This is a genomic window from Streptomyces sp. NPDC030995 (genome assembly GCF_055571215.1).
The window spans coordinates 1-25,783 of record NZ_JBVIFS010000055.1 but is presented as its reverse complement, the minus strand read 5'-3'; the positions used below and the strand labels follow the sequence as shown (position 1 = coordinate 25,783).

The window sequence follows — 25,783 nt, the reverse complement described above, 5'->3', positions numbered from 1 at the left end:
AACCCCGGCCCTTCGTCTGGACGAAGACAGCCGACGAGATCCTCGACAAAGTCGCCGCCTACTGCCACCGAATCTCTGACTCAGGTCACTAGGGGCTGTCGGGGGATTCGGCGGCGGCGCGGAGGCGGGCGTACTCCTGGGCCATGGACTCGGCGGTCCAATGGGCGTTGAGACCGCTGGGGTTGGGGAGGGCCCAGATCCGGGTGGAGCCGATGGTTCGCTCCTGGGGACCGATCTGCGCCTTCCTCTCGCCGAAGGCGGTGCGGTAGGCGGTGACGCCGACGACCGCGAGCCATTGGGGGCGCAGGAGTTCCACCTTGGCCGTCAGGATGTGGCCGCCCTCGCGGAACTCCTCGGCGCTCAGCTCGTCGGCGCGGGCCGTGGCACGGGCCACGACGTTGGTGATGCCGAGCCGGTAGGTCAGCAGCTCCTCCTGCTCGGAGGGGGCCAGGCGGCGCGGGGTGAAGCCGGACAGGTGCAGGACGGGCCAGAAGCGGTTGCCGGGGCGGGCGAAGTGGTGGCCCGTCGCGGCGGAGAGGAGACCTGGGTTGATTCCGCAGAACAGCACACGCAGACCGCCCGCGACCACGTCCGGGAGGACGCGGTCACGGGCGGCGTTGAGCTCGTCGGGGGTCAGAGGATCGACCCCGGCGCGTACCCGGCGGCCTCCGGGTGCTGCTTGGCGATCGCCTCGATACGGGAGATCACCGCCGCGACCTGGTCGCCCGCGGCGCCGGTGAAGGACAGCTTGTCGGCCATCAGGGCGTCGAGCTGGGCCCGGTCCAGCGGCATCCGCTCGTCGGCGGCCAGCTTGTCGAGCAGCTCGTTGCGCTCGGCGCCCTGCTCGCGCATGGCGAGGGCGGAGGCCACCGCGTGCTCCTTGATGACCTCGTGGGCGGCCTCGCGGCCGACCCCGGCCCGCACCGCGCCCATCAGGACCTTGGTGGTCGCGAGGAACGGCAGGTAGCGGTCCAGCTCGCGGGCGACGACCGCCGGGAAGGCGCCGAACTCGTCGAGGACGGTCAGGAAGGTCTCCAGCAGGCCGTCGAAGGCGAAGAACGCGTCCGGCAGGGCCACACGGCGGACCACGGAGCAGGAGACGTCGCCCTCGTTCCACTGGTCGCCGGCCAGCTCGCCGGTCATCGAGGCGTAGCCGCGCAGGATGACCATCAGGCCGTTCACGCGCTCGCAGGAGCGGGTGTTCATCTTGTGGGGCATCGCGGAGGAGCCGACCTGGCCGGGCTTGAAGCCCTCGGTGACCAGCTCGTGGCCGGCCATCAGGCGGATCGTCTTGGCGATCGACGACGGGGCGGCGGCCAGCTGCACCAGCGCGGTGACCACGTCGTAGTCGAGCGAGCGCGGGTAGACCTGGCCGACCGAGGTGAAGGCCTGGGCGAAGCCGAGGTGGGCGGCGATCCGCTGCTCCAGGTCGGCGAGCTTGGCGGCGTCGCCGCCGAGCAGGTCGAGCATGTCCTGGGCGGTGCCGACGGGGCCCTTGATGCCGCGCAGCGGGTAGCGCCCGAGGAGGTTCTCGAGGCGGTCATAGGCGACCAGCAGCTCATCGGCCGCGGTGGCGAAGCGCTTGCCCAGGGTGGTCGCCTGCGCGGCCACGTTGTGGGAGCGGCCGGCCATGACCAGCTCGGCGTGCTCGCCGGCCAGCTTGCCGAGGCGGGAGAGGACGGCGACCGTACGGTCGCGGGCCAGCTCCAGCGAGAGCCGGATCTGCAGCTGCTCGACGTTCTCGGTGAGGTCGCGGGAGGTCATGCCCTTGTGGACGTGCTCGTGACCGGCGAGGGCGTTGAACTCCTCGATGCGGGCCTTCACGTCGTGCCGGGTGACCTTCTCGCGCTCGGCGATGGAGGCGAGGTCGACGGTCTCCAGGACGCGCTCGTAGTCGGCGAGGGCCGCGTCCGGGACCTCGATACCGAGGTCCTTCTGGGCGCGCAGCACGGCGAGCCACAGCCGCCGCTCCAGCGTCACCTTGTACTCGGGGGACCACAGGACGGCGAGCTCCGCGGAGGCGTAGCGGCCGGCCAGGACATTGGGGATGCGGGGCTTGGCTGTCACGTGGAGTGATTCTACTTGGGCCCCGGCTGTGCGTTTACGCAGGTAGGGCCACCGCTCCCGATTGTGCCTTGCTACGAGACCGGAGCGTCCCCATAGGGCACGTACGGCAGCAGCTCGGGGCGCTTGGCCGGGCGGCCGTCGCCGGAGGAGCGGCCCGTCAGGCGGCGGCCTATCCAGGGGAGCAGGTGCTGCCGGGCGAAGCTCAGGTCCTGGGTCCGGCGTACCGCCCAGCCCGGCGGCGCGGCGGCGGGCAGTTCGGTGTGCCAGTCCTGTTCGGCGGGCAGGCCCAGTGTCTGCCAGACGGCCTCCGCCACCCGGCGGTGGCCCTCGGCCGTCAGGTGCAGCCGGTCGACGTCCCACATGCGCGGGTCCCCCAGCACCGGGGCCCCGTACAGGTCCACCACCAGGGCGCCGTGCCGGGCGGCGAGCTCCTCGATGATGACGAAGAGCTCCTCCATGCGCGGCCGGAAACGTTCCATCACCGGCCCGTTGCGCCCCGGGGAGCGCATCAGGACGAGGTGCTTGCAGGAGGGCGCGAGGAGTTCCACGGCCGACTCGAGGTGGGCCCGGACCCTGCCCATGTCCACCTTGGGGCGCAGTGCGTCGTTCAGCCCGCCCACCAGGGCCACCACGTCGGCGCCCATCGCCGCCGCCACCGGGGCCTGGTCCTCGGCGATCTGCCCGATCAGCTTCCCGCGGACCGCGAGGTTCGCGTAGCGGAAGCCCGGTTCGCGCGCCGCGAGGCGGGCGGCCAGCAGGTCGGCCCAGCCGCGGTACGAGCCGTCCGGAAGCAGGTCGGACATGCCCTCGGTGAAGGAGTCGCCGACCGCGACGAAACTGGTGTATGACGCATTCATCTCCATGGCGAACTGATGTTACCGCGCGGTACCCCGGCTCCGCAGGGCCGGGGACCGCGCGGTGGCGACGGGCTCAGGCGACGGGCTCAGGCGGAAGCGGGCCTGCTGAACAGCTCCCGCAGCACGTCCTCCATCGTCACCAGCCCCGTCATGGCGCCGTCGGCCCCCAGGACCGCCGCCAGGTGCGTACGGCTGCGCCGCATGGCGGTCAGCACGTCGTCCAGCGGGGTCTCCGCCCGTACCTGGGCGATCGGCCGCAGCGCCGTGACCGGGAACGGCTCGTCCCGTACGTCGGCGTCCAGGGCGTCCTTCACGTGCAGGTAGCCCAGGATCCCGTGCTGCCCGTCGATCACCGGGAAGCGGGAGTACCCGGACTCGGCCGACAGGCGCTCCAGCCCGGCCGGAGTGATGCCCTCCCGGGCCGGCACCACGCGGTCCGCGGGCAGCACCACGTCCCGCACGGGTCGGCGGCCCAGTTCCAGGGCGTCGTGCAGGCGCTCGCTCGCCCGGTCGTCGATGAGCCCGGCGTTACTGGAGTCCTTGACCATCCGCGCCAGCTCGTCGTCCGAGAAGGTCGCGGCGACCTCGTCCTTCACCTCCACCCGCAGCAGTCGCAGCAGGGCGTTGGCGAAGGCGTTGATCGCGAAGATCACCGGCCGCAGCCCCCGCGTGAGGGTCACCAGCGGCGGCCCCAGCAGCAGTGCGGTGCGCACCGGCTCGGACAGCGCCACGTTCTTCGGCACCATCTCGCCGAAGAGCATGTGCAGGTACGTCGCCAGCGCCAGGGCCACGACGAAGGAGATCGCGTGCGTCACGCCGCCCGGCACCCCGACGGCGTCGAGCAACGGGGTCAGCAGGTGCGCGATGGCCGGCTCGGCCACCACACCCAGCACCAGGGTGCACAGCGTGATGCCCAGCTGGGCCGCCGCCATCAGCGCCGACAAGTGCTCCAGGCCCCACAGGACCGCGCGGCCCCGCCGGTCGCCCTGCTCGGCGTACGGCTCGATCTGGCTGCGCCGGACCGAGATCATCGCGAACTCGGCGCCGACGAAGAAGGCATTGACCACCAGGGTCGCCAGGCCGATCAACAGCTGGATCGCGGTCATCGGGCGTCCCCCTTGTGGTCGTCGGCGGGCTCGGACGGGGCGTGCAGCAGGACCCGCGCGGCGCGTCGCCCGCCGGCGTCCACCACGTCCAGCCGCCAGCCGTCCAGCTCCAGACTGTCGCCGACGACCGGGATCCGGCCCAGCTCGGTCGCTATCAGGCCGGCCAGGGTCTCGTACGGGCCGTCCGGCACCCGCAGGCCGATCCGCTGGAGCTGGTCGGTGCGCGCCGCGCCGTCGGCGGAGTAGAGCAGGCGCCCGGAGTCGTCCGTACCGGCCGGGGCCAGGTCCGAGGTCTCGTGCGGGTCGTGCTCGTCGCGGACCTCGCCGACCACCTCTTCGACGATGTCCTCCAGCGTGGCCACACCGGCCGTGCCGCCGTACTCGTCGATGACCACGGCCATCGTCTGCTTGCCGGACAACCGGTCCAGCAGCCGGTCCACGGTCAGGGACTCCGGCACGAGGAGGGGCTCGCGCAGCAGCTGCGACACCGGATGGCGGTGCCGCTCCTCGGCGGGCAGCGCCAGGACGTCCTTGATGTGGACGGTGCCGACGACGGTGTCGAGGCTGCCCCGGTACACGGGGAAGCGGGACAGGCCGGTGGCCAGCGTCGCGTTCGCCACGTCCTCGGCGGTGGTCTGCACGTCGAGGGCGGTGACCTGGACGCGCGGGGTCATCACGTTCTCCGCGGTCAGGTCGGCCAGGTTCAAGGTCCGCACGAACAGCTCGGCGGTGTCCTTCTCCAGGGCGCCCGCCTTCGCGGAGTGCCGCGCCAGGGCGACCAGCTCCTGCGGGGTGCGCGCGGAGGCCAGCTCCTCCGCCGGCTCCATGCCGAAGCGGCGCACCATGTGGTTCGCGGTGGTGTTGAGGTGGCTGATCAGGGGCTTGAAGGCCCGGCTGAAGACCCGCTGCATGGTCGACACGCGCTTGGCGATCGCCAGCGGGGAGGAGATGGCCCAGTTCTTGGGCACCAGCTCACCGACGACCATCAGGACGACGGTCGACACCGCGGTGCCGAGGACCAGGGCGGTGGAGGACGCGGCTCCGGCCGACAGGCCCATGGCCTGGAAGGGGCCCTGGAGCAGGGTGGAGATCGACGGCTTGGAGATCATGCCGATGACCAGGCCGGTCACGGTGATGCCGAGCTGGGCGCCGGAGAGCTGGAACGTCAGGGTCCGGACGGCTGCCAGGGCGCTGTCGGCCCCGCGCTCGCCGCGCTCGACGGCTCGTTCGAGCTCGCTGCGCTCGACGGTCGTCAGCGAGAACTCGGCCGCGACGAAGACCCCGCATGCGAGGCAGAGCAGCAGTGCCACGACGAGCAGAAGCACTTCGGTCATCGGTCGATCACCTCCGTCCCATGATCGGCCAGGAGGAGGGGTACCGCGCGGTGTCGCGAAGGCATATGTCGTGGACTGGGAGGCTCGCCCATGGGCGGACGCTCACACCTTTCACTTGAGTGGGACCTTTGCACACATGGTAAAGGACGGGCAAAGGGAACGGATCATTCTTTTGGCGGAGCGCGGCCGGATGATGGGATCCGGACATGACTGATCTTCATATCGGCCCCGCGTCGGTCGCCGACCTCAACGCCGTACTGGACTTCTGGAAGGCCGCCGCCGAGGGAACGAGTATCAGCGACGACCTCGCCGGGGTCGAGCGGCTCCACGCCCGGGACCCGGACGCGTTGCTGCTCGCCCGGCGCGACGGCGAACTCGTCGGGACGGTGATCGCCGGGTTCGACGGCTGGCGCTGCCACCTGTACCGGCTGGCCGTGCACCCGGGGTACCGCAAGCAGGGGATCGGGGGCGCGCTGCTGGCGGCGGCCGAGGAGCGGTTCGTGGCGCTTGGGGGGCGGCGGGGGGACGCGATGGTGCTCGACCGCAACGAGCGGGCGCACCGGGTGTGGGACGCGGTGGGGTACCGGCCGCAGGAGCAGTGGACGCGCTGGGTGAAGCCGCTGGGCTAGCCGCCGGTGCGGTGTGCTTGCGCTGGCCGGGCCCGGCGCCTCAAACGCCGGCGGGGCTGGAAGACGCTGGGGCTCCGCCCCGGACCCCGCGCCTCAAACGCCGGCGGGGCTGGGTTTGGCGCGGCGGGGCTGGATTAGGGCCGGCCGGGCTGGGGGGGTGTCGGTGGGGGCCAGGTGGTGAGGAAGGCGTTCGCCGACCAGGTGCCCGACAGGGGTGGGGCCAGCCAGGTTGGGGCCGCGGTGCGGAACCGGTTCGGCGGGAGGGTGCCCGCGCCTTCCGGGATCGCGCCCAGCAGGGGGAGGGCCGAGGACTTCGGGAGGTCCGCCAGGTTGCAGCGGGCCGCCAGGTCCGGGCTCTGGGGCCAGCTGCCCACCACCACGCCCAGCGCGGTCAGGCCCCGCGCGCGGAGGGCTTCCGCCGTGAGGGTGGTGGAGTTGAGGGTTCCGAGGCCCGCCGGGGCGACGATCAGGGTCGGCGCGTCGAGGAGGCGGGCCGCGTCGGCCAGGGTGTTGCCCTCGTCGTCGAAGTGGACGAGCAGCCCGCCCGCGCCCTCCACCAGGACCAGGTCGTGGGAGAGGGACAGCTTCCGGGCCGCCTCCGCGATCTGCGCCGGGGAGAGCGTGGGCAGGCCCGCGCGGCGCGCCGCCGTGTTCGGGGCCAAGGGCTCCGGGTAGCGCGCCAGTTCCACCGCCGTGACCGAGGAACCGGCCAGCCGGACCGCCTCCGCGGCGTCCCCCGGTTCCTCCGGGCCGACACCCGTCTGCGCGGGCTTGAGCACCGCCACCGAGCGGCCGGCCGCCACCGCGGCGGCCGCGATCGCCGAGGTGACCACGGTCTTGCCGATCTCCGTGCCCGTCCCGGACACGACCCAAACAGACATCTCAGCCTTCCTGCGCGGCCGCGCACACCGCACGGCAGATACGGGCCACGTCGGCGTCGCCGGTGACGAACGGGGGCATCACGTAGATCAGGTCCCGGAACGGGCGCACCCACACGCCCTCGCGCACCGCCGCCCGGGTGGCGGCCGCCACGTCGATCTGGTGGTCCAGCTGGACCACGCCGATCGCGCCCAGGACGCGTACGTCCCGCACGCCGGGGATCGAGACCGCGTCCGCCAGGCCCTCGCGCAGGCCCGTCTCGATCCGCTTGACCTCCGTCGCCCAGTCCTGCCCGAGGAGGAGTTCGACCGAGGCGAGCGCCACGGCCGTGGCGAGCGGGTTGCCCATGAAGGTGGGCCCGTGCGCGAGAACCGGGACCTCGCCCCGGGAGATCCCGTCCGCCACCCGCTCCGTGCACAGGGTCGCGGCGAGGGTGAGGTAGCCGCCGGTCAGCGACTTGCCCAGGCACATCACGTCCGGGGTGATCCCCGCGTGGTCCGCGGCGAAGAGCGCGCCGGTGCGGCCGAAGCCCGTCGCGATCTCGTCCAGGATGAGGAGTACGCCGTACTCGTCGCACAACTCGCGCAGCACCCGCAGGTAGCCCGGGTTGTGGAAGCGCATGCCGCCGGCCCCCTGGACCACCGGCTCCACGATCACCGCGGCCAGCTCGTCCGCGTGCGCGGCGATGAGCGAGCGCAGGTGGTCCGCGTACGCCTGGTCCACGGGCGTGTCGAAGCCGCCCGGCGGCGCGTCCGCGAAGACCTGCCGCGGCAGGTGACCCTGCCACAGCTCGTGCATGCCGCCCTCGGGGTCGCAGACCGCCATCGGCTGCCAGGTGTCCCCGTGGTAGCCGCCGCGCCAGGTCAGCAGCCGGGTCTTGCCCGACCGCCCCAGCGAACGCCAGTACTGCAGGCACATCTTGACCGCGACCTCGACCGACACCGAGCCCGAGTCGGCGAGGAAGACGTGCTCCAGTCCCGCCGGGGTGATGTCGACGAGCTTCGCGGCGAGCCGGACGGCGGGCTCATGGGTGAGCCCGCCGAACATCACGTGTGACATACGGCCCAGTTGCGTGGTCACGGCCTCGTTGAGCACCGGGTGGTTGTAGCCGTGGACCGCCGACCACCAGGAGGACATGCCGTCGACCAGCTCTTCGTGGCCCTCGCCCTGGGACGGGTCGGCCAGTCGCAGCCGCACTCCCGAGGCGGAGGCGATGACCAGTGGCTCCTGCCGCCCGGGCATCGGACCGTACGGGTGCCAGACGTGCTGCCGGTCCAGCGCGAGGAGTTCCGCCCCGTCCGGCAGCGGCGCGAGCTGATCAGGCATTCGGGGCGATGTCCGTCCCCGCGCCGCGGCGGCGTACCGCCACCAGGTCGGACCGGACGTCGCCGGCCTCGGCCTGAGCCGGTGCGGGCGTCGCCTCCGCGTGCCCGTGCCCGGAGCAGCCGCCGCACGCCGAGCCGCAGCCCGCCGCCGAGGCCTCGTCGGCCGAGGCCGCGCCCGAACCCGAACCGCAGAGGGAGGCGCCGCCGTTCGAACCGCAGCCGCCGGAGGGGGCCGCGGCCGCCACGTCGGAGCGGTGCGAGGGGAGGGTTGTCGTACCGGCGCCCTCCACCTCGAAACCGGCGTCCGCGATCATGTCGAGGTCCGCCTGACCGGCCTGGCCCTCACTGGTCAGGTAGTCGCCCAGGAAGATCGAGTTGACCAGGTGCAGGGCCATCGGCTGCATCGAGCGCAGGTGCACCTCGCGGCCGCCCGCGAGCCGGACCTCGACGTCGGGGCAGACGAAGCGCACCATCGCGAGGATCCGCAGGCAGCGCTGCGGGGTGAGGTTCCACTCCTTGGCGAGCGGGGTGCCCTCGAAGGGGATCAGGAAGTTGACCGGCACCGAGTCCGGGTCCAGCTCGCGCAGCGAGTAGACGACGTCGACCAGGTCCTCGTCGGTCTCGCCCATGCCCGCGATCAGACCGGAGCAGGCGGACAGGCCGGCGGCGTGCGCCTTTTGCACCGTGTCGACCCGGTCCGCGTAGGTGTGGGTCTTGGTGATCTGACCGTACGTCGCCTCGGAGGTGTTGAGGTTGTGGTTGTACGCGTCCGCGCCCGCGTCCCGCAGTCGCTCGGCCTGGCCGTCCGAGAGGAGGCCCAGACACGCGCAGACCTCGATGCCCTCGTTCTGCTCCTTGATCGCCTCGATCGTCTTGCCGACCCGGTCCACGTCCCGGTCCGTCGGCCCGCGGCCGCTCGCGACCAGACAGACGCGCTTCGCGCCGCCCGCGACACCGGCGGCGGCGGCCTGGGAGGCCTCCTCGGGCTTCAGCCACGTGTACTTGAGGATCTCGGCCTTCGACCCAAGGCGCTGGGAGCAGTAGGAGCAGTCCTCCGGGCACAGGCCCGACTTCAGGTTGACCAGGTAGTTCAGCTTGACCCGACGCCCGAACCACTGGCGGCGCACCTTGCCGGCCGCGGCCACCACGTCGAGCAGTTCGTCGTCAGAAGTCGCCAGTACGGCGAGCGCTTCTTCGCGGGTCGGCAGCTCGCGCCGCAGCCCCTTGTCCACCAGGGTGTTCAGCAGGTCCATGAACCCGATCCTGGACCACACGACCACTCCCGGCCAAGGAGAGATCGCACAACATGGCCGGATGGGTGTGTGTGTATCGCCACACCTGGCGCAGAGGTCACGACGGCTAGGGTTCGGGCAGGTCTGTGGACTGCCGACAAAACGCGAGGACATGCCGATGCCCCAGCACACTCCCGACCCGGTGGGTGTCTTCGACTGGATCGATGCCGCGGAGAGCGCGCGCGAGAAGGCCGGACTGGTCCGGACGCTCCGCCCGCGGCCGCCGGTGTCGCCGCTCCTGGACCTCGCGAGCAACGACTACCTCGGCCTGTCCCGGCACCCCGAGACCATCCGCGGGGCACGGGAGGCGGCGGAGTGCTGGGGCGCCGGGGCCACCGGCTCCCGTCTCGTCACGGGTACGACCGAGCTCCATGCCGAGCTCGAACGGGAGCTCGCCGCCTTCTGCGGCTTCGAGGCCGCGCTGGTCCTGTCCTCCGGATACGCGGCCAACCTCGCCGCCGTCACCGCCCTCAGCGACCGCGGCACGCTGGTCGTCTCCGATGCCGGGAACCACGCCTCGATCGTCGACGGCTGCCGCCTCTCGCGCGCGGGGACCGCGGTGGTCCCGCACTCCGACGCGGACACCGCGCGCAAGACGCTCGCCGCGCACGAGGGGCGGGCGCTGCTGGTCAGCGACTCGGTGTTCTCCGTCGACGGGGACGCCGCCCCGCTCGCCGCGTACGCCGCCGCCTGCCGGGACGAGGGCGCGGCCCTGGTCGTGGACGACGCCCACGGGCTGGGCGTGCTGGGCGAGGGCGGCCGCGGCGCGCTGCACGCGGCCGGGCTCGCGGGGGCGCCCGACGTCGTCGCCACCATGACCCTCTCGAAGTCCCTGGGCAGCCAGGGCGGGGCCGTGCTCGGCCCGGCCAAGGTGATCCGGCACCTGGTCAACACGGCGCGCACCTTCATCTTCGACACCGGGCTGGCCCCGGCCGCCGCGGGCGCGGCGCTCGCGAGCCTGCGCCTGCTCCAGCGGGAACCGGAGCGGGCGGGCCGCGCCCGCGAGGTGGCCGCCCTGCTCTACGGGCGGCTCACCGCGTCCGGCCTGACCGCGGCCCGGCCGGACGCGGCCGTGGTGTCGGTACGGGCCCCGTCGGCGTCGTCGGCACTGCGCTGGGCCGCCGACTGCCGCGAGGCAGGTCTGTCCGTGGGGTGCTTCCGTCCGCCGTCGGTGCCGGACGGCATCTCCCGGCTGCGGCTGACCGCCCGGGCCGATCTCACGGGGGAGGAGATCGAGCGGGCCGTTGGGACGATCCTTCGGACCGCGCCCGCCGGAGCCACGGACCGCTAGGCGGAGTTACGGGATCCGGTCCACCCGGACGACCGAGGCGAGGAAGCCGTCCCAGGCCGGCCCGGTGAAGAGCACGGCCGGGCCGTCCGTCCGCTTGGAGTCGCGGACGGCCAGCAGGCCGTCATCGAGGACGGCCGCTTCCACGCAGTTGTTCATTCCGGTGCTGCGGCTGCTCCGCCGCCACCGCGCGCTGATCAGAAGTCCGCTGGTGGTCAAGGGGGTTGCGGACACGGGGGTGCCTCCTTACGCGTCGTCAGCAAGTGAGCTGATGAGATCCGACGAGTCCTGGGGCGGGAGGGCGTGCGCCTGGATGGTGCGGAACGCGGCGCTGTACGCCTCTAGGTCTTCCTTCCGCTCCAGATAGAGGCTACTCGTCAAATGGTCGAGTACCACCACATCCAGATCGGCGATGTTCGGAAATGAGAAAATGACGAACGGTCCGGTGAGGCCGAGATGCCCACCCACGCTGAACGGCAGCACCTGCAACTGCACTTGAGACAGCTGTGATACCTGCACCAGGTGCCGCAACTGCTCCGCCATCACGCCCGGCCCGCCGATCTGCCGGCGCAGCACCGCCTCGTCCAGGACCGCGCTCAGCTCCAGCGGCGGATCCGCCCGCAGGACGGACTGCCGGGCCAGCCGTACGTCGACCAGCGCGTCCACCTTCGGCTCCGGGAGCCCGCCCAGCGCGGCCCGGGTCACGGCCCTCGCGTAATCGGGGGTCTGCAACAGCCCCGGCACCACGGACAGTTCCACCGTGCGGGCCGACCGGGCCCCCGCCTCCAGGCTGATGAAGTCCCGGTACTCCTGCGGCAGCAGCCCCCGGTAGTCGTGCCACCACTGGCGGCCCCGCCCGGTGTCGCCGCCCGGACCGGGGCCGGCCGCCGAGGCCGACAGTGCCTCCAGCAGCGCGCGCTGCTCCGGGCTCACGATCTCCCCGTAGGCGTCGAGGAGCAGCCGGATGTCCTCCGGTTTCACGCCACTGCGGCCTGTCTCGATGCGGCTGATTTTCGACTGGTGCCATCCCATGATCCGGGCCGCCTCACCACTGGTGAGTCCGGCCCGGTCACGCAGGGCACGCAGTTCCTCGCCGAGCTTGCGCCGACGCACCGCGGGACCGTGCTGCACACCCGCCTCCTTCCACCGGCACAGCTCGCACCAGTCTGCCGTCCAAATACGCTCTTCCGTAGCAGAGTTCACCGCATCGAGCGACAGATATATGCATATGTTGGGGGATCGGCGGATGCGGCGGCACGATGGGTGGCACTCTGGCGTCCAGCACAGATCCGGGGCGGTTCCGTCCCGGTGGGAAAGGGACCGTCGCCATGGCAGATCACCAGGAAGCATCCGTCACTCTGCCGAGCGATCCCGCTTCGGTCTCCGCCGCCCGACGCTATGTCGCGGAGGTGCTGACCGAATGGGGACTCCCCGATGACGCCGACACCGCAGACAGCGTCCGGCTGATCGTCTCGGAGCTCGCCACCAACGCCGTACAGCATACTTTCGGCCAGTCGCCCACCTTTACCGTCGACATCCGGCTGGAGCGCCAGGAGTGGCTGCGCGTCGGGGTGACCGACAGCCACCCCCGCTGGCCCAAGCGGCTCCCGGCCGCCGTCCAGCAGGACAACGGCCGCGGCATGGTCATCATCCGCTGGCTCGCCGCGGAGGCGGGCGGCCGGCTCTCGGTCAGCCCGACCGAGGACGGCGGCAAGACGGTGTGGATCGCCCTGCCCTGGGCCGTGGCAGCGCCGGCCAGGAGCGTCACCGGCTGCTGACCGCGCCAGCCGCGGCGGGGCTCAGGTGAGACCGCGTTCCGCCGCGCTGCGCTCGATGCACAGCTCATTGCCTTCGGGGTCGGCGAGCACGACCCAGCCCATGACCCCGTCCTCCGCGCGCTGGTCGTCCACGATCTTCGCGCCGAGCCCGACCAGGCGCTCGACGGTCTCGTCCCGGGTGCCGCCGGACGGCTGGATGTCCAAGTGGACGCGGTTCTTGCCGGACTTGGCCTCCGGCACCCGGATGAACAGCAGTCCGGGCACGTTGGGCTGCCCCGGCTCCAGCAGGACCTCGTCGTCACCCTTCGCGTCGTCGGGGTGGATCCGGAAGCCGGTCACCTCGGACCAGAACGCGGCGATCCGGTAGGGGTCGTGGGTATCGAAGGTGATGTGCCGGACGGGGTTGATGAACATGTCTCTCCTCGGTGGGGCATCCGCTCGCGCCTGTGTATACGGAACCGGGCCCCAGAGGCAACGGAATTGAAGCGGGTGCCTGCCCGAAACCTGGGTTAACCCAACGGAAAAGCACGGCGCCTAGCGTGGCGGCCACGTCCGTGCGCCAATGCCCGCCCATGATCCGGTAAAGCGGCAGTGGTCGGCACGGAAAGCCTTCCTCTTCGTTGGGCAAGACACGCTTGGCACGGATATGCGCAGGTCAACAGAGTGTTGACGGCCGCTAAGGTCACCCTCGCCCCATGTTGATCTTGTCCCGGAAACTTGGTGATACGTGTGCAATTGACACCGCACGAGCAGGAGCGACTGCTCATCCACGTGGCCGCGGACGTGGCCGAGAAGCGCAGGGCGCGCGGGGTCCTCCTCAACCATCCCGAGGCGATCGCGCTGATCACGACGCACATCCTCGAAGGGGCCCGCGACGGCCGCACCGTGGCCGAGCTCATGGCCTCCGGCCGCACCGTGCTGCGCCGCGAGGAGGTCATGCAGGGCATCCCCGAGATGATCCACGACGTCCAGGTCGAGGCGACCTTCCCGGACGGCACCAAGCTCGTCACGGTCCACGACCCGATCGTCTGAAAGGGAGGCCCCGCATGATCCCCGGCGAAATCGCCTACGGAGACGGCCCGGTACGCCTCAACGAGGGCCGTCCCGTCACCCGCCTCACCGTGCTCAACGCCGCCGACCGCCCCGTCCAGGTCGGCTCCCACTACCACTTCGCCGAGGCCAACCCCGGCCTCGACTTCGACCGCGCCGCCGCCCGCGGGCTGCGGCTCAACGTCGCCGCCGGTACGGCCGTCCGCTTCGAGCCGGGCATCCCGGTCGCCGTGGAGCTCGTACCGCTGGCGGGCTCGCGCACCGTACCGGGCCTGCGCGGGGAGACCGGGGGGCCGCTCGATGGCTGAGCTCTCCCGCCAGGTGTACGCCGACCTCTTCGGGCCGACGGCCGGTGATCGGATCCGGCTCGCGGACACCGACCTCTTCGTCGAGATCGAGCAGGACCTCAGCGGCGGCCCCGGCCTGGCCGGGGACGAGGCCGTCTTCGGCGGCGGCAAGGTGATCCGCGAATCCATGGGGCAGGCCCGCACCACCCGGGCCGAGGGCGCCGCCGACACCGTGATCACCGGGGTCGTCGTCCTCGACCACTGGGGCATCGTCAAGGCCGACCTCGGCATCCGCGACGGCCGGATCTGCGGCATCGGCAAGGCCGGCAACCCCGACACCATGGACGGGGTCGACCCCGCACTGGTCATCGGCCCCGAGACCGAGATCATCGCGGGCAACGGGAAGATCGTCACCGCCGGCGCCATCGACGCGCACGTGCACTTCATCTCCCCGACGATCATCGAGGAGGCACTCGCCTCCGGGATCACCACCCTGGTCGGCGGCGGCACCGGACCGGCCGAGGGCACCAAGGCCACCACCGTCACCCCCGGGCCCTGGCACCTGGCCCGGATGTTCGCGGCGCTGGAGGCCTACCCGGTCAACATCGGCCTGCTCGGCAAGGGCAACACCACCTCCCGCGAGGCCATGCACTCCCAACTGCGCGGCGGCGCCCTCGGCTTCAAGATCCACGAGGACTGGGGGTCCACCCCCGCCGTCATCGACGCCTGCCTGAGCGTCTGCGAGGAGACCGGCGCCCAGGTCGCCATCCACACCGACACCCTCAACGAGGCCGGGTTCGTCGGCGACACCCTCGCCGCCATTGCCGGCCGGACCATCCACTCGTACCACACCGAAGGCGCCGGCGGCGGGCACGCACCCGACATCATCACCGTGGTCTCCGAGCCCAACATCCTGCCCAGCTCCACCAACCCGACGCGGCCGCACACCGTCAACACCGTCGAGGAACACCTCGACATGCTGATGGTCTGCCACCACCTCAACCCGGCCGTCCCCGAGGACCTCGCCTTCGCCGAATCCCGCATCCGGCCCTCGACCATCGCCGCCGAGGACGTCCTGCACGACCTCGGGGCCATCTCCATCATCTCCTCCGACTCCCAGGCCATGGGCCGGGTCGGGGAGGTCGTGCTGCGCACCTGGCAGACCGCCCACGTGATGAAGAAGCGGCGCGGCTTCCTCCCCGGCGACGGACCCGCCGACAACCACCGGGCCCGCCGGTACGTCGCGAAGTACACGATCAACCCCGCCGTGGCCCAGGGACTCGCCCGCGAGATCGGCTCCGTCGAAACCGGCAAGCTCGCCGACCTGGTGCTGTGGGCCCCCGCCTTCTTCGGGGTCAAGCCCGAACTCGTCATCAAGGGCGGCCAGATCGCCTACGCGCAGATGGGCGACGCCAACGCCTCCATCCCCACCCCGCAGCCCGTTCTGCCCCGGCCGATGTTCGGCAGCCACGGGCGCGCGCCCGCGCTGAACTCGCTGAACTTCACTGCACAGGCCGCGCTCGACGACGCACTGCCCGAGCGGCTCGGACTCGGAAAGGAGTTCGTGGCCATCGAGAGCACCCGCAAGGTGAGCAAGGCGGACATGCGGGGCAACGACGCCATGCCGAGGGTCGAGGTCGACGCCGACACCTTCACCGTCACCATCGACGGCGAGGTCGTGGAACCGGCACCCGCGGCCGAACTGCCCATGGCCCAGCGGTACTTCCTGTTTTGAAAGGACCTCTTCCGATGGGACCCGGCCCGACGAGAGGCTCCCGCCGATGAGCCTCGCCGCGCTGCTCGTCCTCGCCGACGGCCGCTTCCCGGCCGGAGGCCACGCCCACTCCGGCGGGGCCGAGGCCGCCTGCAAGGCGAGCCGGATCCACGACGCCGCCACCCTGGAGGACTTCTGCCGAGGTCGCCTGCACACCGCCGGACTCACCGCCGCGGCCCTCGCGGCGGCCGCCGCGCTCGGCCTCGACCCGGCGGGGCTCGACGCCGCCGCCGACGCCCGCACCCCGTCGCCGGCGCTGCGCGCCGCGGCCCGGAGGCTGGGCCGGCAGTTGCTGCGCGCCGCCCGGGCCACCTGGCCCGCCGCCGAACTGGACGCGCTGGCCGCGGCCTTCCCGCGCGGCGCCCACCAGCCCGTGGTGCTCGGCCTCACCGCCCGGGCGGCCGGGCTCGGACCGCGCGACGCCGCGCACGTGGCGGCGTACGAGAGCGTCGGCGGGCCGGCCACCGCGACCGTGCGGCTGCTGGGCCTGGACCCCTTCGAGGCGAGCGGGGTCCTGGCCCGGCTCACCCCCGACCTCGACGCCGTCGCGGCCCGGGCGGCCGAGGCCGCGCTGCGGGCCCGCACCGAGGGCCTGGAGGCGCTGCCCGCCGCCTCCTCGCCCCTGCTGGAGATCGCGGCCGAGGTCCATGCCGACTGGCCGGTACGGCTCTTCGCTTCCTGACCCCCCGAAGGAGACACCCCCATGCACCTCGACCACGCCGTGACCTACCCCCAGCGGCACACCCACAGCGCCGCGCCCCTACGGCCCGACGGCAGCCGGCGCGCCCTGCGCATCGGCCTCGGCGGCCCCGTCGGGTCCGGCAAGACCGCCACCGTCGCCGCCCTGTGCCGCGCGCTGCGCGGCGAACTCTCCATGGCCGTCGTCACCAACGACATCTACACCCGCGAGGACGCCGAGTTCCTGCTCCGCGAGGCCGTCCTGCCGCCCGAGCGGATCACCGCCGTCGAGACCGGGGCCTGCCCGCACACGGCCATCCGCGACGACATCTCCGCCAACCTGGAGGCCGTGGAGGAACTGGAGGAGACCTTCCGGGAGAGCGGCCCGCTCGACCTGATCCTCGTCGAGTCCGGCGGGGACAACCTCACCGCCACCTTCTCCCGCGGACTCGTCGACGCCCAGATCTTCGTCATCGACGTGGCCGGCGGGGACGACATCCCGCGCAAGGGCGGCCCCGGCGTCACCACGGCCGACCTCCTCGTCGTCAACAAGACCGACCTCGCCCCCCACGTCGGCTCCGACCTCGACCGGATGGCCCGCGACGCCGCCGAGCAGCGCGGTGAACTCCCCGTCGCCTTCCAGTCGCTGCGCGGCCCCGAGGGAGTGGCCCCGGTCGCCGCCTGGGTGCGCGAGCGGATGGCCGCCTGGGCCGTACGGTGACCAGCGCGCCCCCCGTCGCCCTGCCCGCGGCGGGAGTGCGGGCCACCGCCCGCATCCACGCCGTCGCCGACGGGCGGGGCGGCACCGACCTGCCGCTGCTGGCCGGGGAGGGACCGCTCGCGCTGCGCCGCACCCGGGGAACCGGCGCCGAGGCCGGGGTGATGCTGGTCGGCGCGATGAGCGCCCCGCTCGGCGGGGACCACCTCGCCGTCGAGGCCACCGCCGGGCCCGGGGCGTGCCTCGCCCTCGGCTCGGCGGCGGCCACCCTGGCCCTGCCCGGACGGGGCGGCGAGAGCGCGCGCTACGACGTACACCTGACCCTGGAGGAGGGGGCGTCGGTCCGGTGGCTGCCGGAGCCGCTGGTCTCGGTGCGCGGCAGCGACCTGCGGGCGCACACCCGGGTCCGGCTGGCTCCCACGGCGCGGCTGGTGCTGCGCGAGGAGCAGGTGCTGGGGCGCTCCGGGGAGGCCCCGGGCCTGCTGCGCAGCCGACTCACCGTCACCCGCGGCGGCCGTCCGCTGCTCGACCAGGAGCTCGCCTGCGGCCCCGGCGCGCCCGGCGGCTGGGACGGCCCGGCGGGTCTGGCCGGCCACCGGGCGCTCGGCCAACTCCTCGTCGTGGATCCCGCCTTCGCAGCGGACCCGCCCGCGGCCGCGGTGCTGGGGGAGTTCGCCGCGGTGACGCCGCTGGCCGGTCCGGCCGTCCTGGTGACGGCCCTGGCCCCGGACGCCCTGCGGCTGCGGGAGTTGCTCGACGCGGCCCGCCGCACCTACCAGCGCTAGGGAGCGGCAAATCGGGCACCGCTCAGCGGTACACGCCTTTCCGGTTATCGGGTTGGCAAAGAAGTCGGCGCCGCTCTGTCGCCGGGTCCCGGTCAGACGACAAGATCCCCCTGCAGGTCGATGACCGAAACCCGACCGAACCCGGCCGCCTACGGTGGCACTTGAAGCAGGGGGAACAACCACGTGATACGCAACGCGGCGCTGGGGAGCGCCGCCACACTGATCACCGGCACGCTGGCGGCGAGCCTGCTGCTGGCCCCGCCGGCCGCGGCGGCCTCGTACGACAACGACTCCCGGCTCCCGGAGGTGCTGGGCGTGCAGATCGCCGCCGCCCGCGCCGCCCGCACCGGGATCGACTGGAAGGACTGCCCCGCCGACTGGGGCTTCGAGAAGCCCATCCAGTGCGGCTGGGTGAAGGTCCCGCTCGACTACGCCAAGCCGTACGGCAAGACCATCGACATCGCCGTCGACCGGATCGGCAGCACGGGCACCAAGGAGGAGCGCCAGGGCGCGCTCGTCTACAACCCCGGCGGCCCCGGCGGTTCCGGCATGCGCTTCCCGCGCCGGGTCACCACCAAGAGCCCGCTGTGGGTCAACGCCTCCAAGGCGTACGACTTCGTGGGCTTCGACCCTCGCGGTGTCGGCCACTCCGCGCCCATCTCCTGCATCGACCCGCAGGAGTTCGTCAAGGCTCCCAAGGCCGACCCGGTCCCGGACAGCGAGGCCGACAAGCTCGCCCAGCGCAAGCTCGCCGCCTCCTACGCGGACGGCTGCAAGGAGCGCAGCGGCGAGATGCTGCCGCACATGACCACGCCGAACACCGCGCGCGACCTCGACGTGATCCGTGCCGCCCTCGGCGAGCAGAAGCTGAACTTCCTCGGCGTCTCCTACGGCACCTACCTCGGCGGGGTCTACGCGACCCTCTTCCCGACCCACGTGCGCCGCATGATCGTCGACAGTGTGGTCGACCCGGACCAGGACAACATCTGGTACGAGGCCAACCTCGGCCAGGACGTCGCCTTCCAGACCCGCTGGAACGACTGGCAGGACTGGGTCGCCAAGAACGACGCGGTCTTCCACATCGGCGACACCCGCGCCAAGGTCGAGGCCAAGTACCAGGAGCTGCGCGCCACCGCGAAGGCCAACCCGATCGGCGGGGTCGTCGGCCCGGCCGAGCTCATCGGCTTCTTCCAGGGCGCCCCGTACTACGACTCCTCCTGGGTGCCCGTCGCGAAGACCTGGGCCGCCTACCTCGCCGGTGACACGCAGGCGCTGGTCGACGCGATCGCCCCGGACATGTCCGACCTCAAGGGCAACGCGGCGTCGGAGAACAGCAACGCCGTCTACACCGCCGTCGAGTGCGCCGACGCCAAGTGGCCCACCAGCTGGACCAAGTGGGACAAGGACAACACCCGGCTGCACGAGCAGTACCCGTTCCTGACCTGGTCGAACGCGTGGATGAACCTGCCCTGCGCGACCTGGAAGGCCAAGCAGAGCACCCCGATCGACGTGCGCTCCAAGCGCGGGCTGCCGCCCGTGCTGATCGTGCAGTCCGAGCGTGACGCGGCCACGCCGTACTCGGGCGCGGTCTCGCTGCACCGCCGCCTGGCCGGCTCGCGCCTGATCACCGAGCAGAACGCCGGCTCGCACGGTGTCACCAGCCTGCTGAACCCCTGCATCAACACGCGGGTGGACACCTACCTGCTGACCGGCAAGGTCGACGCCCAGGACGTGACGTGCGCTCCGCACGCCACTCCCGTCGCCCCGGCCGCGGCCGCCGCGAAAGCCCTGACGGCCGAGACCCCGGCCGAGGCCTCGGCGCTCCCCGCGATCGAGGAGCTCCCGGCCGTCCGCTAAGGACCGGAGCGTGCGAACGGGAGGAGGCTCAGCGCGAGGTGCGCCGGGCCTTCTTCCGTTGGTCGTTCTTCCGCTGGGCCTCTTCTTCGGCCTTGACCTCGGCGGCGTACCGGTCGACGTACTCCTGGCCGGACAGTTCGAGGATGGCGTACATGATCTCGTCGGTGACCGCCCGCAGCACGGCCCGCTCGCCTTCCAGCCCGGCGTACCGGGAGAAGTCCAGCGGCCGGCCGAAGCGGATCGTCACCCGCCGGATGTTCGGGATCTTCTGCCCGGGCGGCTGGATCTCGAAGGTGCCGACCATCGCGCACGGCACGACGGGCACTCCGGCGCCCAGGGCCATCGCGGCCACGCCCACCTTGCCCTTGTAGAGCCGCCCGTCGTGCGAGCGCGTCCCCTCCGGGTAGATGCCCAGCAGCTCGTCCTTGGCCAGCACCGCCAGCCCCTCGCGCAGCGCCGCCTGGCCGGCGTCCTTGCCGGAACGGTCCACCGGGATCTGCCCGGCGCTGCGGAAGAAGGACGCGGTGAGCCGGCCCTTGAGCCCCGGTCCGGTGAAGTACTCGGCCTTCGCGAGGAAGGTGATGCGCCGCTTGAGGATCGCGGGCATCAGGAAGTGGTCGGAGAACGACAGGTGGTTGCCCGCGATGATCGCGGCGCCTTCCGCCGGGATGTTCTCCAGACCCTCGATCCTCGGCCTGAACAGCAGCCGCAGCAGGGGGCCGAGCAACACGTGCTTGAGCAAGTGGTAGAACACCAGGCCGCTCCTGTCGATATCCCGTTGTCACGGCCATTTTACGGACGGTGAGTCACGGGATGGAGGGGGCGGAAGGCACCTTCCCGGTCTTCCTCAGACATTGCGGGATGCGGCCATCCCGGCGGTCAGCAGTCCCAGCACCACCCAGCCGAACCACAGCCAGCCGTTGCTGCCGAGGACCACGGAGTACGTGGCGACGGCCACCAGTGCGGCGAAGGTCATGACGGCCATCGCCTTAACGGATCCGGTCATGCCCCATGGTGGCGCGCGAAGGCGGTCTTTCGCTACTGGCCACGCGCTTGGAGCGAGGCGAGATACGCGTTGTACGCCGCCAGCTCCTGGTCGCCGTTGCGGTCCTCGGCCCGGTCGGAGCGCTTCGCCGCCCGCTGCTCGGAGTGGTACCACTGGTAGACCAGGGCGATCAGGACCAGTACCGAGGGGATCTCGCTGAAGGCCCAGGCGATGCCGCCGCCCCACTGCTGGTCGAGCAGCGGGTCGATGTCGAGGGAGGCGGGCGGGTTCGAGTACGTCTTGATCATCGGCTCGCTCGCCATCATCAGGGCGATGCCGAAGAAGGCGTGGAAGGGCATGCCGGCGAAGAGCTCCAGCATCCGCATCACGTAGCCGGGGCGGTGCGGGCCCGGGTCGATGCCCATGATGGGCCAGAAGAAGATCAGGCCGACCGCGAGGAAGTGGACCATCATCGCGATGTGCCCGGTCCGGCTCTCCATCAGGAAGTCGAAGAGCGGGGTGAAGTAGAGGGCGTAGAGGCTCGCGATGAACATCGGGATCGTGAAGGCCGGATGGGTGATCACCCGCATGTACCGGCTCTGCAGCAGCATCAGCAGCAGTTCGCGCGGCCCCTTGTGGCCACGGGCGGCGGGCGGCAGGGCGCGCAGGGCCAGCGTCACCGGAGCGCCGAGCAGCAGCAGGATCGGCGTGATCATGCTGATCACCATGTGCTGGACCATGTGCACGCTGAACATGACCATGCCGTAGTCGTTCAGCTTGGTGCACATCACCAGGATCACGGTCAGCACGCCCAGGGTGAACGCGATGGTCCGGCCCAGCGGCCAGGCGTCCCCGCGCCGGCGCAGCCGCGTGACGCCCCACGCGTACAGGGCGAGCCCCACCAGTGAGCCGATCAGGAAGAAGGCGTCGAAGGAGAACTCCAGCCCGCGTCCGAGAGTGAAGGGCGGCAGGTCCATGTTCATGTCCATGCCGTGCCCGCTGTGATCCATCTCTTCACTCCCTTGACTGTGGCGCCCCACCACAGTAGTGCCGCCCCCGTACGCATCTGCGCGCGGGGGCGGCCGTAAGGGGCATACGGCTACAGAACCGTCTGGGCCTCGTCGTACCGCTCGGCCGGGACCGTCTTGAGGGTCGAGGTCGCCTCGGCGAGCGGCACCATCACGATGTCCGTGCCGCGCAGCGCGGTCAGCATGCCGAACTCGCCCCGGTGCGCGGCCTCCACGGCGTGCCAGCCGAAGCGGGTGGCCAGCACGCGGTCGTACGCGGTGGGCGTGCCGCCGCGCTGGACGTGGCCCAGGATCACCGGCCGGGCCTCCTTGCCCAGGCGGTGCTCCAGCTCGACGGCGAGCCGGTTGCCGATGCCGGCGAACCGCTCGTGGCCGTACATGTCGGTGCCGCCCTCCTCGAAGTCCATCGAGCCGGCGCGCGGCTTGGCGCCCTCGGCGACCACGACGATCGCGAACCGCTTGCCCGCGGAGAAGCGCTCGCCGACGATCGCGGTGAGCTCCTCGATGTCGAAGGGACGCTCCGGTACGACGATCGCGTGCGCGCCGGCCGCCATGCCGGAGTGCAGGGCGATCCACCCGGTGTGGCGGCCCATGACCTCCACGACCATCACGCGCTGGTGGGACTCGGCGGTGGTCTTCAGCCGGTCCAGCGCCTCGGTGGCCACGCCGACGGCGGTGTCGAAGCCGAAGGTGACGTCGGTCGAGGCGATGTCGTTGTCGATGGTCTTGGGGACCCCGACGATCGGCAGGCCGGCCTGCGAGAGCAGGTTCGCGGCCTTCAGGGTGCCCTCGCCGCCGATCGGGATGATGGCGTCGAGTCCGAGGTCGGCGACGTGCCCGCGGGCGCGCTCCACGCCGTCGCGCAGGTGCGCGGGCTGGACCCGGGAGGAGCCGAGGATGGTGCCGCCGCGGGCGAGGATGCCGCCGACGGCGTCGAGGTCGAGCTTGCGGTAGTCCGCCTCCAGCAGACCCTTCCAGCCGTCGTGGAAGCCGATCACCTCGTCGCCGTGGTCGACGACGGCGCGGTGCACGACGGAGCGGATGACGGCGTTGAGGCCGGGGCAGTCGCCACCGGAAGTGAGCACACCTATGCGCATGGCAGGAGAGACCTTTGCAACGTGGGCCGGCGACCGGACCACGTCGTCCGGTTGGAACTACGGCCACCCTACAAGCGGTGGAGCGGTGGACTGAACCATCCTCCACATGCTGGTCGCACTCGTCGTGCGAAACGACGTCGGCCCGGTTCCCCCTAGGGAAAACCGGGCCGAACACATGATGACGAGGCCGCCCCGATGAGCGGCCCGCCGGGTGCTACGCGGGCTGCGTCGCCGCCGCGATGCGCTCCGCGCGCAGCGCCTCGTACCACCGGTCGTCTATGGCCGGCAGCGCGTTCACGTCGAGGGCCAGCTTCAGCAGCAGGTCCGCGATCTGAGGGTTGCGGGCCATCACGGGACCGTGCATGTAGGTGCCGAACACCGTGTCGTTGTACGCGCCTTCGGTGCCGTCACCGGTGCCGTTGCCGCGGCCCATGCTCACCCGGGCGAACGGCTTCGCCGTCGGGCCGAGGTGCGTGACGCCCTGGTGGTTCTCGAAGCCCGTCAGCTGCGGCAGGCCCAGGCGCGGGTCGATGTCCCCGAGCACGTCGCCGACGCACCGCTCGCCCTCACCGCGCACGGTGACCACGTCCAGGAGGCCGAGGCCCTCCTGGCGCTGTCCCTGGTCGTTGACGAACTCCTGGCCGAGGATCTGGTAGCCGGCGCAGACGGAGAAGACGATCGCCCCGTTCGAGACGGCGCGCTCCAGACCGCCGTCGCGCAGCAGGCGCTCGGCGGCCAGCCGCTGCGGCCGGTCCTCGCCGCCGCCGATCAGGTAGATGTCACCCGACGTGGGGATGGGCTGGTCGCTGCGCACGTCCACGCGCTGCACGTCCAGGCCGCGCTGGCGCGCCCGGCGCTCCACCACGAGGGCGTTGCCCTGGTCTCCGTACGTGCTCAGCAGGTCGGGGTAGACCCACACCAGACGCAGGCTGTTGTCGCTCATGCTCTTGTCCTTTATGGGTACTAGTTGCCGACGCGGCGGCGCACGTCCTGGAAGGCGGTGTAGTTGGCGATCAGCTCGATCTGACCGGGCGGCGCGAGCTGCACGGCCTCGTCGAGGGTCTCGCACACCCGGAAGTCCAGGCCCGCGACCTCGAGGCGGACCGCGAGGTCCAGCTTGCGGTCACCGATCACGAAGATCGGGTGGCCGGCCAGGCGCGGGTAGTCCACGTCCCACAGCCAGGAGGTGTCGGTGCCGTCGGCGCCGCGCGCGTTCACCGAGAGGATCACCGGGGTCGGCGGGGGATCGATCAGCGAAAACGTTTCGAGCCAGCCCGCCGGGTTCTTCGCGAGCAGCAGCCGCAGCTCACGGCCCTGGAAGGTCACCACGTCGTAGCGGCCGGCGACGGCCTGCACCTGGTACATCCGCTCCAGCGCGACCTGCGGCGGGACGCCGAAGACGGCGGCCACGGCCGCCGAGGTGGCGGCGTTCGCCTTGTTGGCGCGGCCGGGCAGCTGGAGGTGGATCGGCCAGGCCGAGCCGTGCGGGTCCAGCACGTGGTCGCCGGAGAGCACCCAGCTCGGCGTCGGGCGCCGGAAGCCGCACTCGCCGCAGAACCAGTCGTCGCCCGGGCGCTGCATGACGCCACCGCAGGAGGGGCACGACCAGGCGTCGTCCTTCCACTCCTGGCCGGCCGCGACCCACACGACGTTCTGCGAGGAGGAGGCGGACCACACGATCAGCGGGTCGTCGCAGTTCGCGACGATGACCGCCTTGGAGCCCGAGAGCCCCTCGCGCCACTTCTCCGCGAGCATGCGGGTCTCGGCGGCGCGGTCCAGCTGGTCGCGGGAGAGGTTGAGCAGGGCGATCACCTTGGGGGTGACGTCCCGGGCCACTCCGGCCAGGTACTTCTCGTCGACCTCGATGACGCCGTACTTGGCGTCCGAGCCGCCCGCCAGCGCCGAGGTGATGCCGGCCGGCATGTTGGCGCCGAGGGCGTTGGAGACGACCGGACCGCTGGCCCGCAGGGCCTCCGCGATCAGCCGGGTCGTCGTGGTCTTGCCGTTCGTCGCGGAGACGAGGACGACGTCGAGGTGTTGCGCCAGCGCGCCGAGAAGATCGGGGTCGAGCCTGAGTGCGACCTTGCCACCGATCACCGATCCGCTTCCGCGTCCCGCGGCCCGCGACACCGCCGCCGCGGCCTTGCCCGCCGTCACGGCCAGCTTGGCCCGCGGCGAAAGCGGCTCTGTGTTGCCTGCCATCGTCCCTTGTCCTCCTTGCGTCGGTCGGCCCCAGCCTATCCAGTACCTGCCGGAGCCTTGACCGCGGCGCCCCCGGCCCGCCGCGGATCTCCTCATATAGTCGCCCGTCGTACGCTTACGGCCATGCGACAGCGCCCCATCCCCGGTACCACCGGCCTCGTCCGCACCATGAGCCTGCTGGGCGATCCGGTGCTCCACTCGTCCTGCGCGGAGGTCACCGAATTCGGCCCGGCCCTCGACCGCCTCATCGAGGACATGTTCGCGACCATGTACGCCGCCGAGGGCGTCGGCCTCGCCGCGAACCAGATCGGCGTGGGGCAACGGGTGTTCGTCTACGACTGCCCCGACGACGAGGACGTCCGCCACGTCGGACACATCGTCAACCCGCGGCTGGTCGCCGCCGACGGCGACGAGTTCCTCGGCCCGGAGGGCTGCCTGTCGCTGCCGGGGCTGGAGGCGGGCACGGCCCGTTTCGACCGGGCGGTCGTCGAGGGGGTCACCTCGGACGGGGCGCCGGTGCGGATCGAGGGGACGGGGTTCTTCGCCCGCTGCCTGCAGCATGAGTGCGATCACCTGGCGGGGACGGTGTACGCGGACCGCGTGACCGGGCTCCGGGCCCGTCGCCTGCGGCGGGCCATCCGGAAAACCTCGTGGGGCTCCGAAGCCCTGCGCGGCTAGGCCGTCTCTTTCGGATCTTGTCGGCCGAGCCCGCGGCGTCTGGTGCCGTGCATGGCAAGGCGGAGGGGCGTGCCGCGTACTGGACGTAC

At 71.9% G+C, this 25,783-nt stretch carries 28 protein-coding genes; 11 read left to right on the top strand and 17 right to left on the bottom strand.

Annotation, left to right across the window (positions count from 1 at the left end):
- Positions 1 to 88: 88 nt before the first annotated feature.
- The 5 genes from mug to ACZ45T_RS37580 all read right to left on the bottom strand — a co-directional run bounded on the left by mug (position 89) and on the right by ACZ45T_RS37580 (position 5,364).
- Positions 89 to 637 (bottom strand): G/U mismatch-specific DNA glycosylase, encoded by a 549-nt coding sequence (mug, locus tag ACZ45T_RS37600; RefSeq protein WP_468448702.1) that lies wholly within the window; start codon positions 635 to 637, stop codon positions 89 to 91.
- Entirely contained in the window at positions 634 to 2,067 is a 1,434-nt protein-coding gene (gene purB / locus ACZ45T_RS37595; RefSeq protein WP_468448700.1) for an adenylosuccinate lyase, read from the bottom strand. The genes mug and purB overlap by 4 nt, the downstream gene beginning before the upstream one ends.
- A 71-nt stretch (positions 2,068 to 2,138) precedes the next feature.
- Positions 2,139 to 2,930, bottom strand: coding sequence for an SGNH/GDSL hydrolase family protein (locus tag ACZ45T_RS37590; protein WP_468448698.1), 792 nt, complete (start codon positions 2,928 to 2,930; stop codon positions 2,139 to 2,141).
- Between the two features lie 80 nt (positions 2,931 to 3,010).
- Entirely contained in the window at positions 3,011 to 4,030 is a 1,020-nt protein-coding gene (locus ACZ45T_RS37585) for a hemolysin family protein (RefSeq protein WP_468448696.1), read from the bottom strand.
- Positions 4,027 to 5,364 (bottom strand): hemolysin family protein, encoded by a 1,338-nt coding sequence (locus ACZ45T_RS37580; protein ID WP_468448694.1) that lies wholly within the window; start codon positions 5,362 to 5,364, stop codon positions 4,027 to 4,029. Before ACZ45T_RS37580 ends, ACZ45T_RS37585 begins: the two co-directional genes overlap by 4 nt.
- Positions 5,365 to 5,570: 206 nt before the next feature.
- Here ACZ45T_RS37580 and ACZ45T_RS37575 point away from each other — a divergent pair, with 206 nt between their 5' ends.
- The gene (locus ACZ45T_RS37575; protein WP_468448692.1) at positions 5,571 to 5,993 is read left to right on the top strand and encodes a GNAT family N-acetyltransferase; all 423 of its coding nucleotides are present in this window, start codon (positions 5,571 to 5,573) and stop codon (positions 5,991 to 5,993) included.
- Positions 5,994 to 6,127: 134 nt separating this feature from the next.
- Here ACZ45T_RS37575 and bioD read toward each other — a convergent pair whose 3' ends face one another.
- From bioD to bioB, 3 genes are read right to left on the bottom strand one after another with little or no spacing between them, the layout of a single operon-like run.
- Positions 6,128 to 6,874 carry a dethiobiotin synthase gene (gene bioD / locus ACZ45T_RS37570; protein WP_468448690.1) on the bottom strand — a complete coding sequence of 249 codons (747 nt, stop codon included), beginning with the start codon at positions 6,872 to 6,874 and terminating at the stop codon, positions 6,128 to 6,130.
- A 1-nt stretch (position 6,875) separates the two neighbouring features.
- A complete protein-coding gene (locus ACZ45T_RS37565) occupies positions 6,876 to 8,198 on the bottom strand; it encodes an adenosylmethionine--8-amino-7-oxononanoate transaminase (protein WP_468448688.1) in 1,323 nt (440 codons plus the stop codon).
- Entirely contained in the window at positions 8,191 to 9,450 is a 1,260-nt protein-coding gene (gene bioB, locus ACZ45T_RS37560; RefSeq protein ID WP_468448686.1) for a biotin synthase BioB, read from the bottom strand. Before bioB ends, ACZ45T_RS37565 begins: the two co-directional genes overlap by 8 nt.
- A 157-nt stretch (positions 9,451 to 9,607) precedes the next feature.
- Between bioB and ACZ45T_RS37555 the strand changes: the two genes are divergently transcribed.
- Positions 9,608 to 10,780, top strand: coding sequence for an 8-amino-7-oxononanoate synthase (locus tag ACZ45T_RS37555; RefSeq protein WP_468448684.1), 1,173 nt, complete (start codon positions 9,608 to 9,610; stop codon positions 10,778 to 10,780).
- A 6-nt stretch (positions 10,781 to 10,786) separates the two neighbouring features.
- On the opposite strand, the gene ACZ45T_RS37550 is transcribed toward ACZ45T_RS37555, so the two are convergent.
- Both ACZ45T_RS37550 and ACZ45T_RS37545 read right to left on the bottom strand, forming a co-directional pair.
- Positions 10,787 to 11,011: a DUF397 domain-containing protein gene (locus ACZ45T_RS37550; RefSeq protein WP_468448682.1), complete on the bottom strand. Its 225-nt coding sequence runs from the start codon at positions 11,009 to 11,011 to the stop codon at positions 10,787 to 10,789.
- A 12-nt stretch (positions 11,012 to 11,023) separates the two neighbouring features.
- Positions 11,024 to 11,908, bottom strand: coding sequence for a helix-turn-helix domain-containing protein (locus tag ACZ45T_RS37545; RefSeq protein ID WP_468448680.1), 885 nt, complete (start codon positions 11,906 to 11,908; stop codon positions 11,024 to 11,026).
- 197 nt (positions 11,909 to 12,105) lie between these two features.
- Here ACZ45T_RS37545 and ACZ45T_RS37540 point away from each other — a divergent pair, with 197 nt between their 5' ends.
- Complete coding sequence (locus tag ACZ45T_RS37540) at positions 12,106 to 12,555, top strand: ATP-binding protein (RefSeq protein WP_468448678.1); 450 nt, start codon at positions 12,106 to 12,108, stop codon at positions 12,553 to 12,555.
- A gap of 21 nt (positions 12,556 to 12,576) precedes the next feature.
- Here ACZ45T_RS37540 and ACZ45T_RS37535 read toward each other — a convergent pair whose 3' ends face one another.
- Positions 12,577 to 12,969, bottom strand: coding sequence for a VOC family protein (locus ACZ45T_RS37535; RefSeq protein ID WP_468448676.1), 393 nt, complete (start codon positions 12,967 to 12,969; stop codon positions 12,577 to 12,579).
- 315 nt (positions 12,970 to 13,284) lie between these two features.
- Between ACZ45T_RS37535 and ACZ45T_RS37530 the strand changes: the two genes are divergently transcribed.
- From ACZ45T_RS37530 to ACZ45T_RS37500, 7 genes are all read left to right on the top strand, one after another.
- A complete protein-coding gene (locus ACZ45T_RS37530) occupies positions 13,285 to 13,587 on the top strand; it encodes an urease subunit gamma (protein ID WP_468448674.1) in 303 nt (100 codons plus the stop codon).
- Positions 13,588 to 13,601: 14 nt separating this feature from the next.
- Complete coding sequence (locus tag ACZ45T_RS37525; protein ID WP_468448672.1) at positions 13,602 to 13,913, top strand: urease subunit beta; 312 nt, start codon at positions 13,602 to 13,604, stop codon at positions 13,911 to 13,913.
- Positions 13,906 to 15,627 carry an urease subunit alpha gene (locus tag ACZ45T_RS37520; RefSeq protein WP_468448670.1) on the top strand — a complete coding sequence of 574 codons (1,722 nt, stop codon included), beginning with the start codon at positions 13,906 to 13,908 and terminating at the stop codon, positions 15,625 to 15,627. The genes ACZ45T_RS37525 and ACZ45T_RS37520 overlap by 8 nt, the downstream gene beginning before the upstream one ends.
- Before the next feature lie 46 nt (positions 15,628 to 15,673).
- The gene (locus ACZ45T_RS37515) at positions 15,674 to 16,348 is read left to right on the top strand and encodes an urease accessory protein UreF (protein ID WP_468448668.1); all 675 of its coding nucleotides are present in this window, start codon (positions 15,674 to 15,676) and stop codon (positions 16,346 to 16,348) included.
- 21 nt (positions 16,349 to 16,369) lie between these two features.
- The gene (gene ureG / locus ACZ45T_RS37510) at positions 16,370 to 17,065 is read left to right on the top strand and encodes an urease accessory protein UreG (protein ID WP_468448666.1); all 696 of its coding nucleotides are present in this window, start codon (positions 16,370 to 16,372) and stop codon (positions 17,063 to 17,065) included.
- The gene (locus ACZ45T_RS37505) at positions 17,062 to 17,847 is read left to right on the top strand and encodes an urease accessory protein UreD (protein WP_468448664.1); all 786 of its coding nucleotides are present in this window, start codon (positions 17,062 to 17,064) and stop codon (positions 17,845 to 17,847) included. The genes ureG and ACZ45T_RS37505 overlap by 4 nt, the downstream gene beginning before the upstream one ends.
- A gap of 183 nt (positions 17,848 to 18,030) precedes the next feature.
- On the top strand, positions 18,031 to 19,704 hold the full coding sequence (locus ACZ45T_RS37500) for an alpha/beta hydrolase (protein WP_468448662.1): 1,674 nt from the start codon (positions 18,031 to 18,033) through the stop codon (positions 19,702 to 19,704).
- Positions 19,705 to 19,732: 28 nt separating this feature from the next.
- On the opposite strand, the gene ACZ45T_RS37495 is transcribed toward ACZ45T_RS37500, so the two are convergent.
- The 6 genes from ACZ45T_RS37495 to ACZ45T_RS37470 all read right to left on the bottom strand — a co-directional run bounded on the left by ACZ45T_RS37495 (position 19,733) and on the right by ACZ45T_RS37470 (position 25,016).
- On the bottom strand, positions 19,733 to 20,458 hold the full coding sequence (locus ACZ45T_RS37495; protein WP_468448659.1) for a lysophospholipid acyltransferase family protein: 726 nt from the start codon (positions 20,456 to 20,458) through the stop codon (positions 19,733 to 19,735).
- Between the two features lie 93 nt (positions 20,459 to 20,551).
- Positions 20,552 to 20,710 carry a hypothetical protein gene (locus tag ACZ45T_RS37490; RefSeq protein ID WP_360898424.1) on the bottom strand — a complete coding sequence of 53 codons (159 nt, stop codon included), beginning with the start codon at positions 20,708 to 20,710 and terminating at the stop codon, positions 20,552 to 20,554.
- Positions 20,711 to 20,742: 32 nt separating this feature from the next.
- Complete coding sequence (locus tag ACZ45T_RS37485; RefSeq protein ID WP_468448657.1) at positions 20,743 to 21,699, bottom strand: cytochrome c oxidase assembly protein; 957 nt, start codon at positions 21,697 to 21,699, stop codon at positions 20,743 to 20,745.
- A gap of 89 nt (positions 21,700 to 21,788) precedes the next feature.
- Positions 21,789 to 22,814, bottom strand: coding sequence for a 6-phosphofructokinase (locus ACZ45T_RS37480; protein ID WP_468448655.1), 1,026 nt, complete (start codon positions 22,812 to 22,814; stop codon positions 21,789 to 21,791).
- Positions 22,815 to 23,028: 214 nt separating this feature from the next.
- Complete coding sequence (locus tag ACZ45T_RS37475; protein WP_468448653.1) at positions 23,029 to 23,757, bottom strand: type 1 glutamine amidotransferase; 729 nt, start codon at positions 23,755 to 23,757, stop codon at positions 23,029 to 23,031.
- Between the two features lie 20 nt (positions 23,758 to 23,777).
- Positions 23,778 to 25,016, bottom strand: a complete 1,239-nt coding sequence (locus ACZ45T_RS37470) for a MurT ligase domain-containing protein (protein WP_468448651.1) — start codon at positions 25,014 to 25,016, stop codon at positions 23,778 to 23,780.
- Positions 25,017 to 25,139: 123 nt separating this feature from the next.
- Between ACZ45T_RS37470 and def the strand changes: the two genes are divergently transcribed.
- A complete protein-coding gene (gene def, locus ACZ45T_RS37465; protein ID WP_468448649.1) occupies positions 25,140 to 25,694 on the top strand; it encodes a peptide deformylase in 555 nt (184 codons plus the stop codon).
- The last annotated feature ends 89 nt before the right edge of the window (positions 25,695 to 25,783 follow it).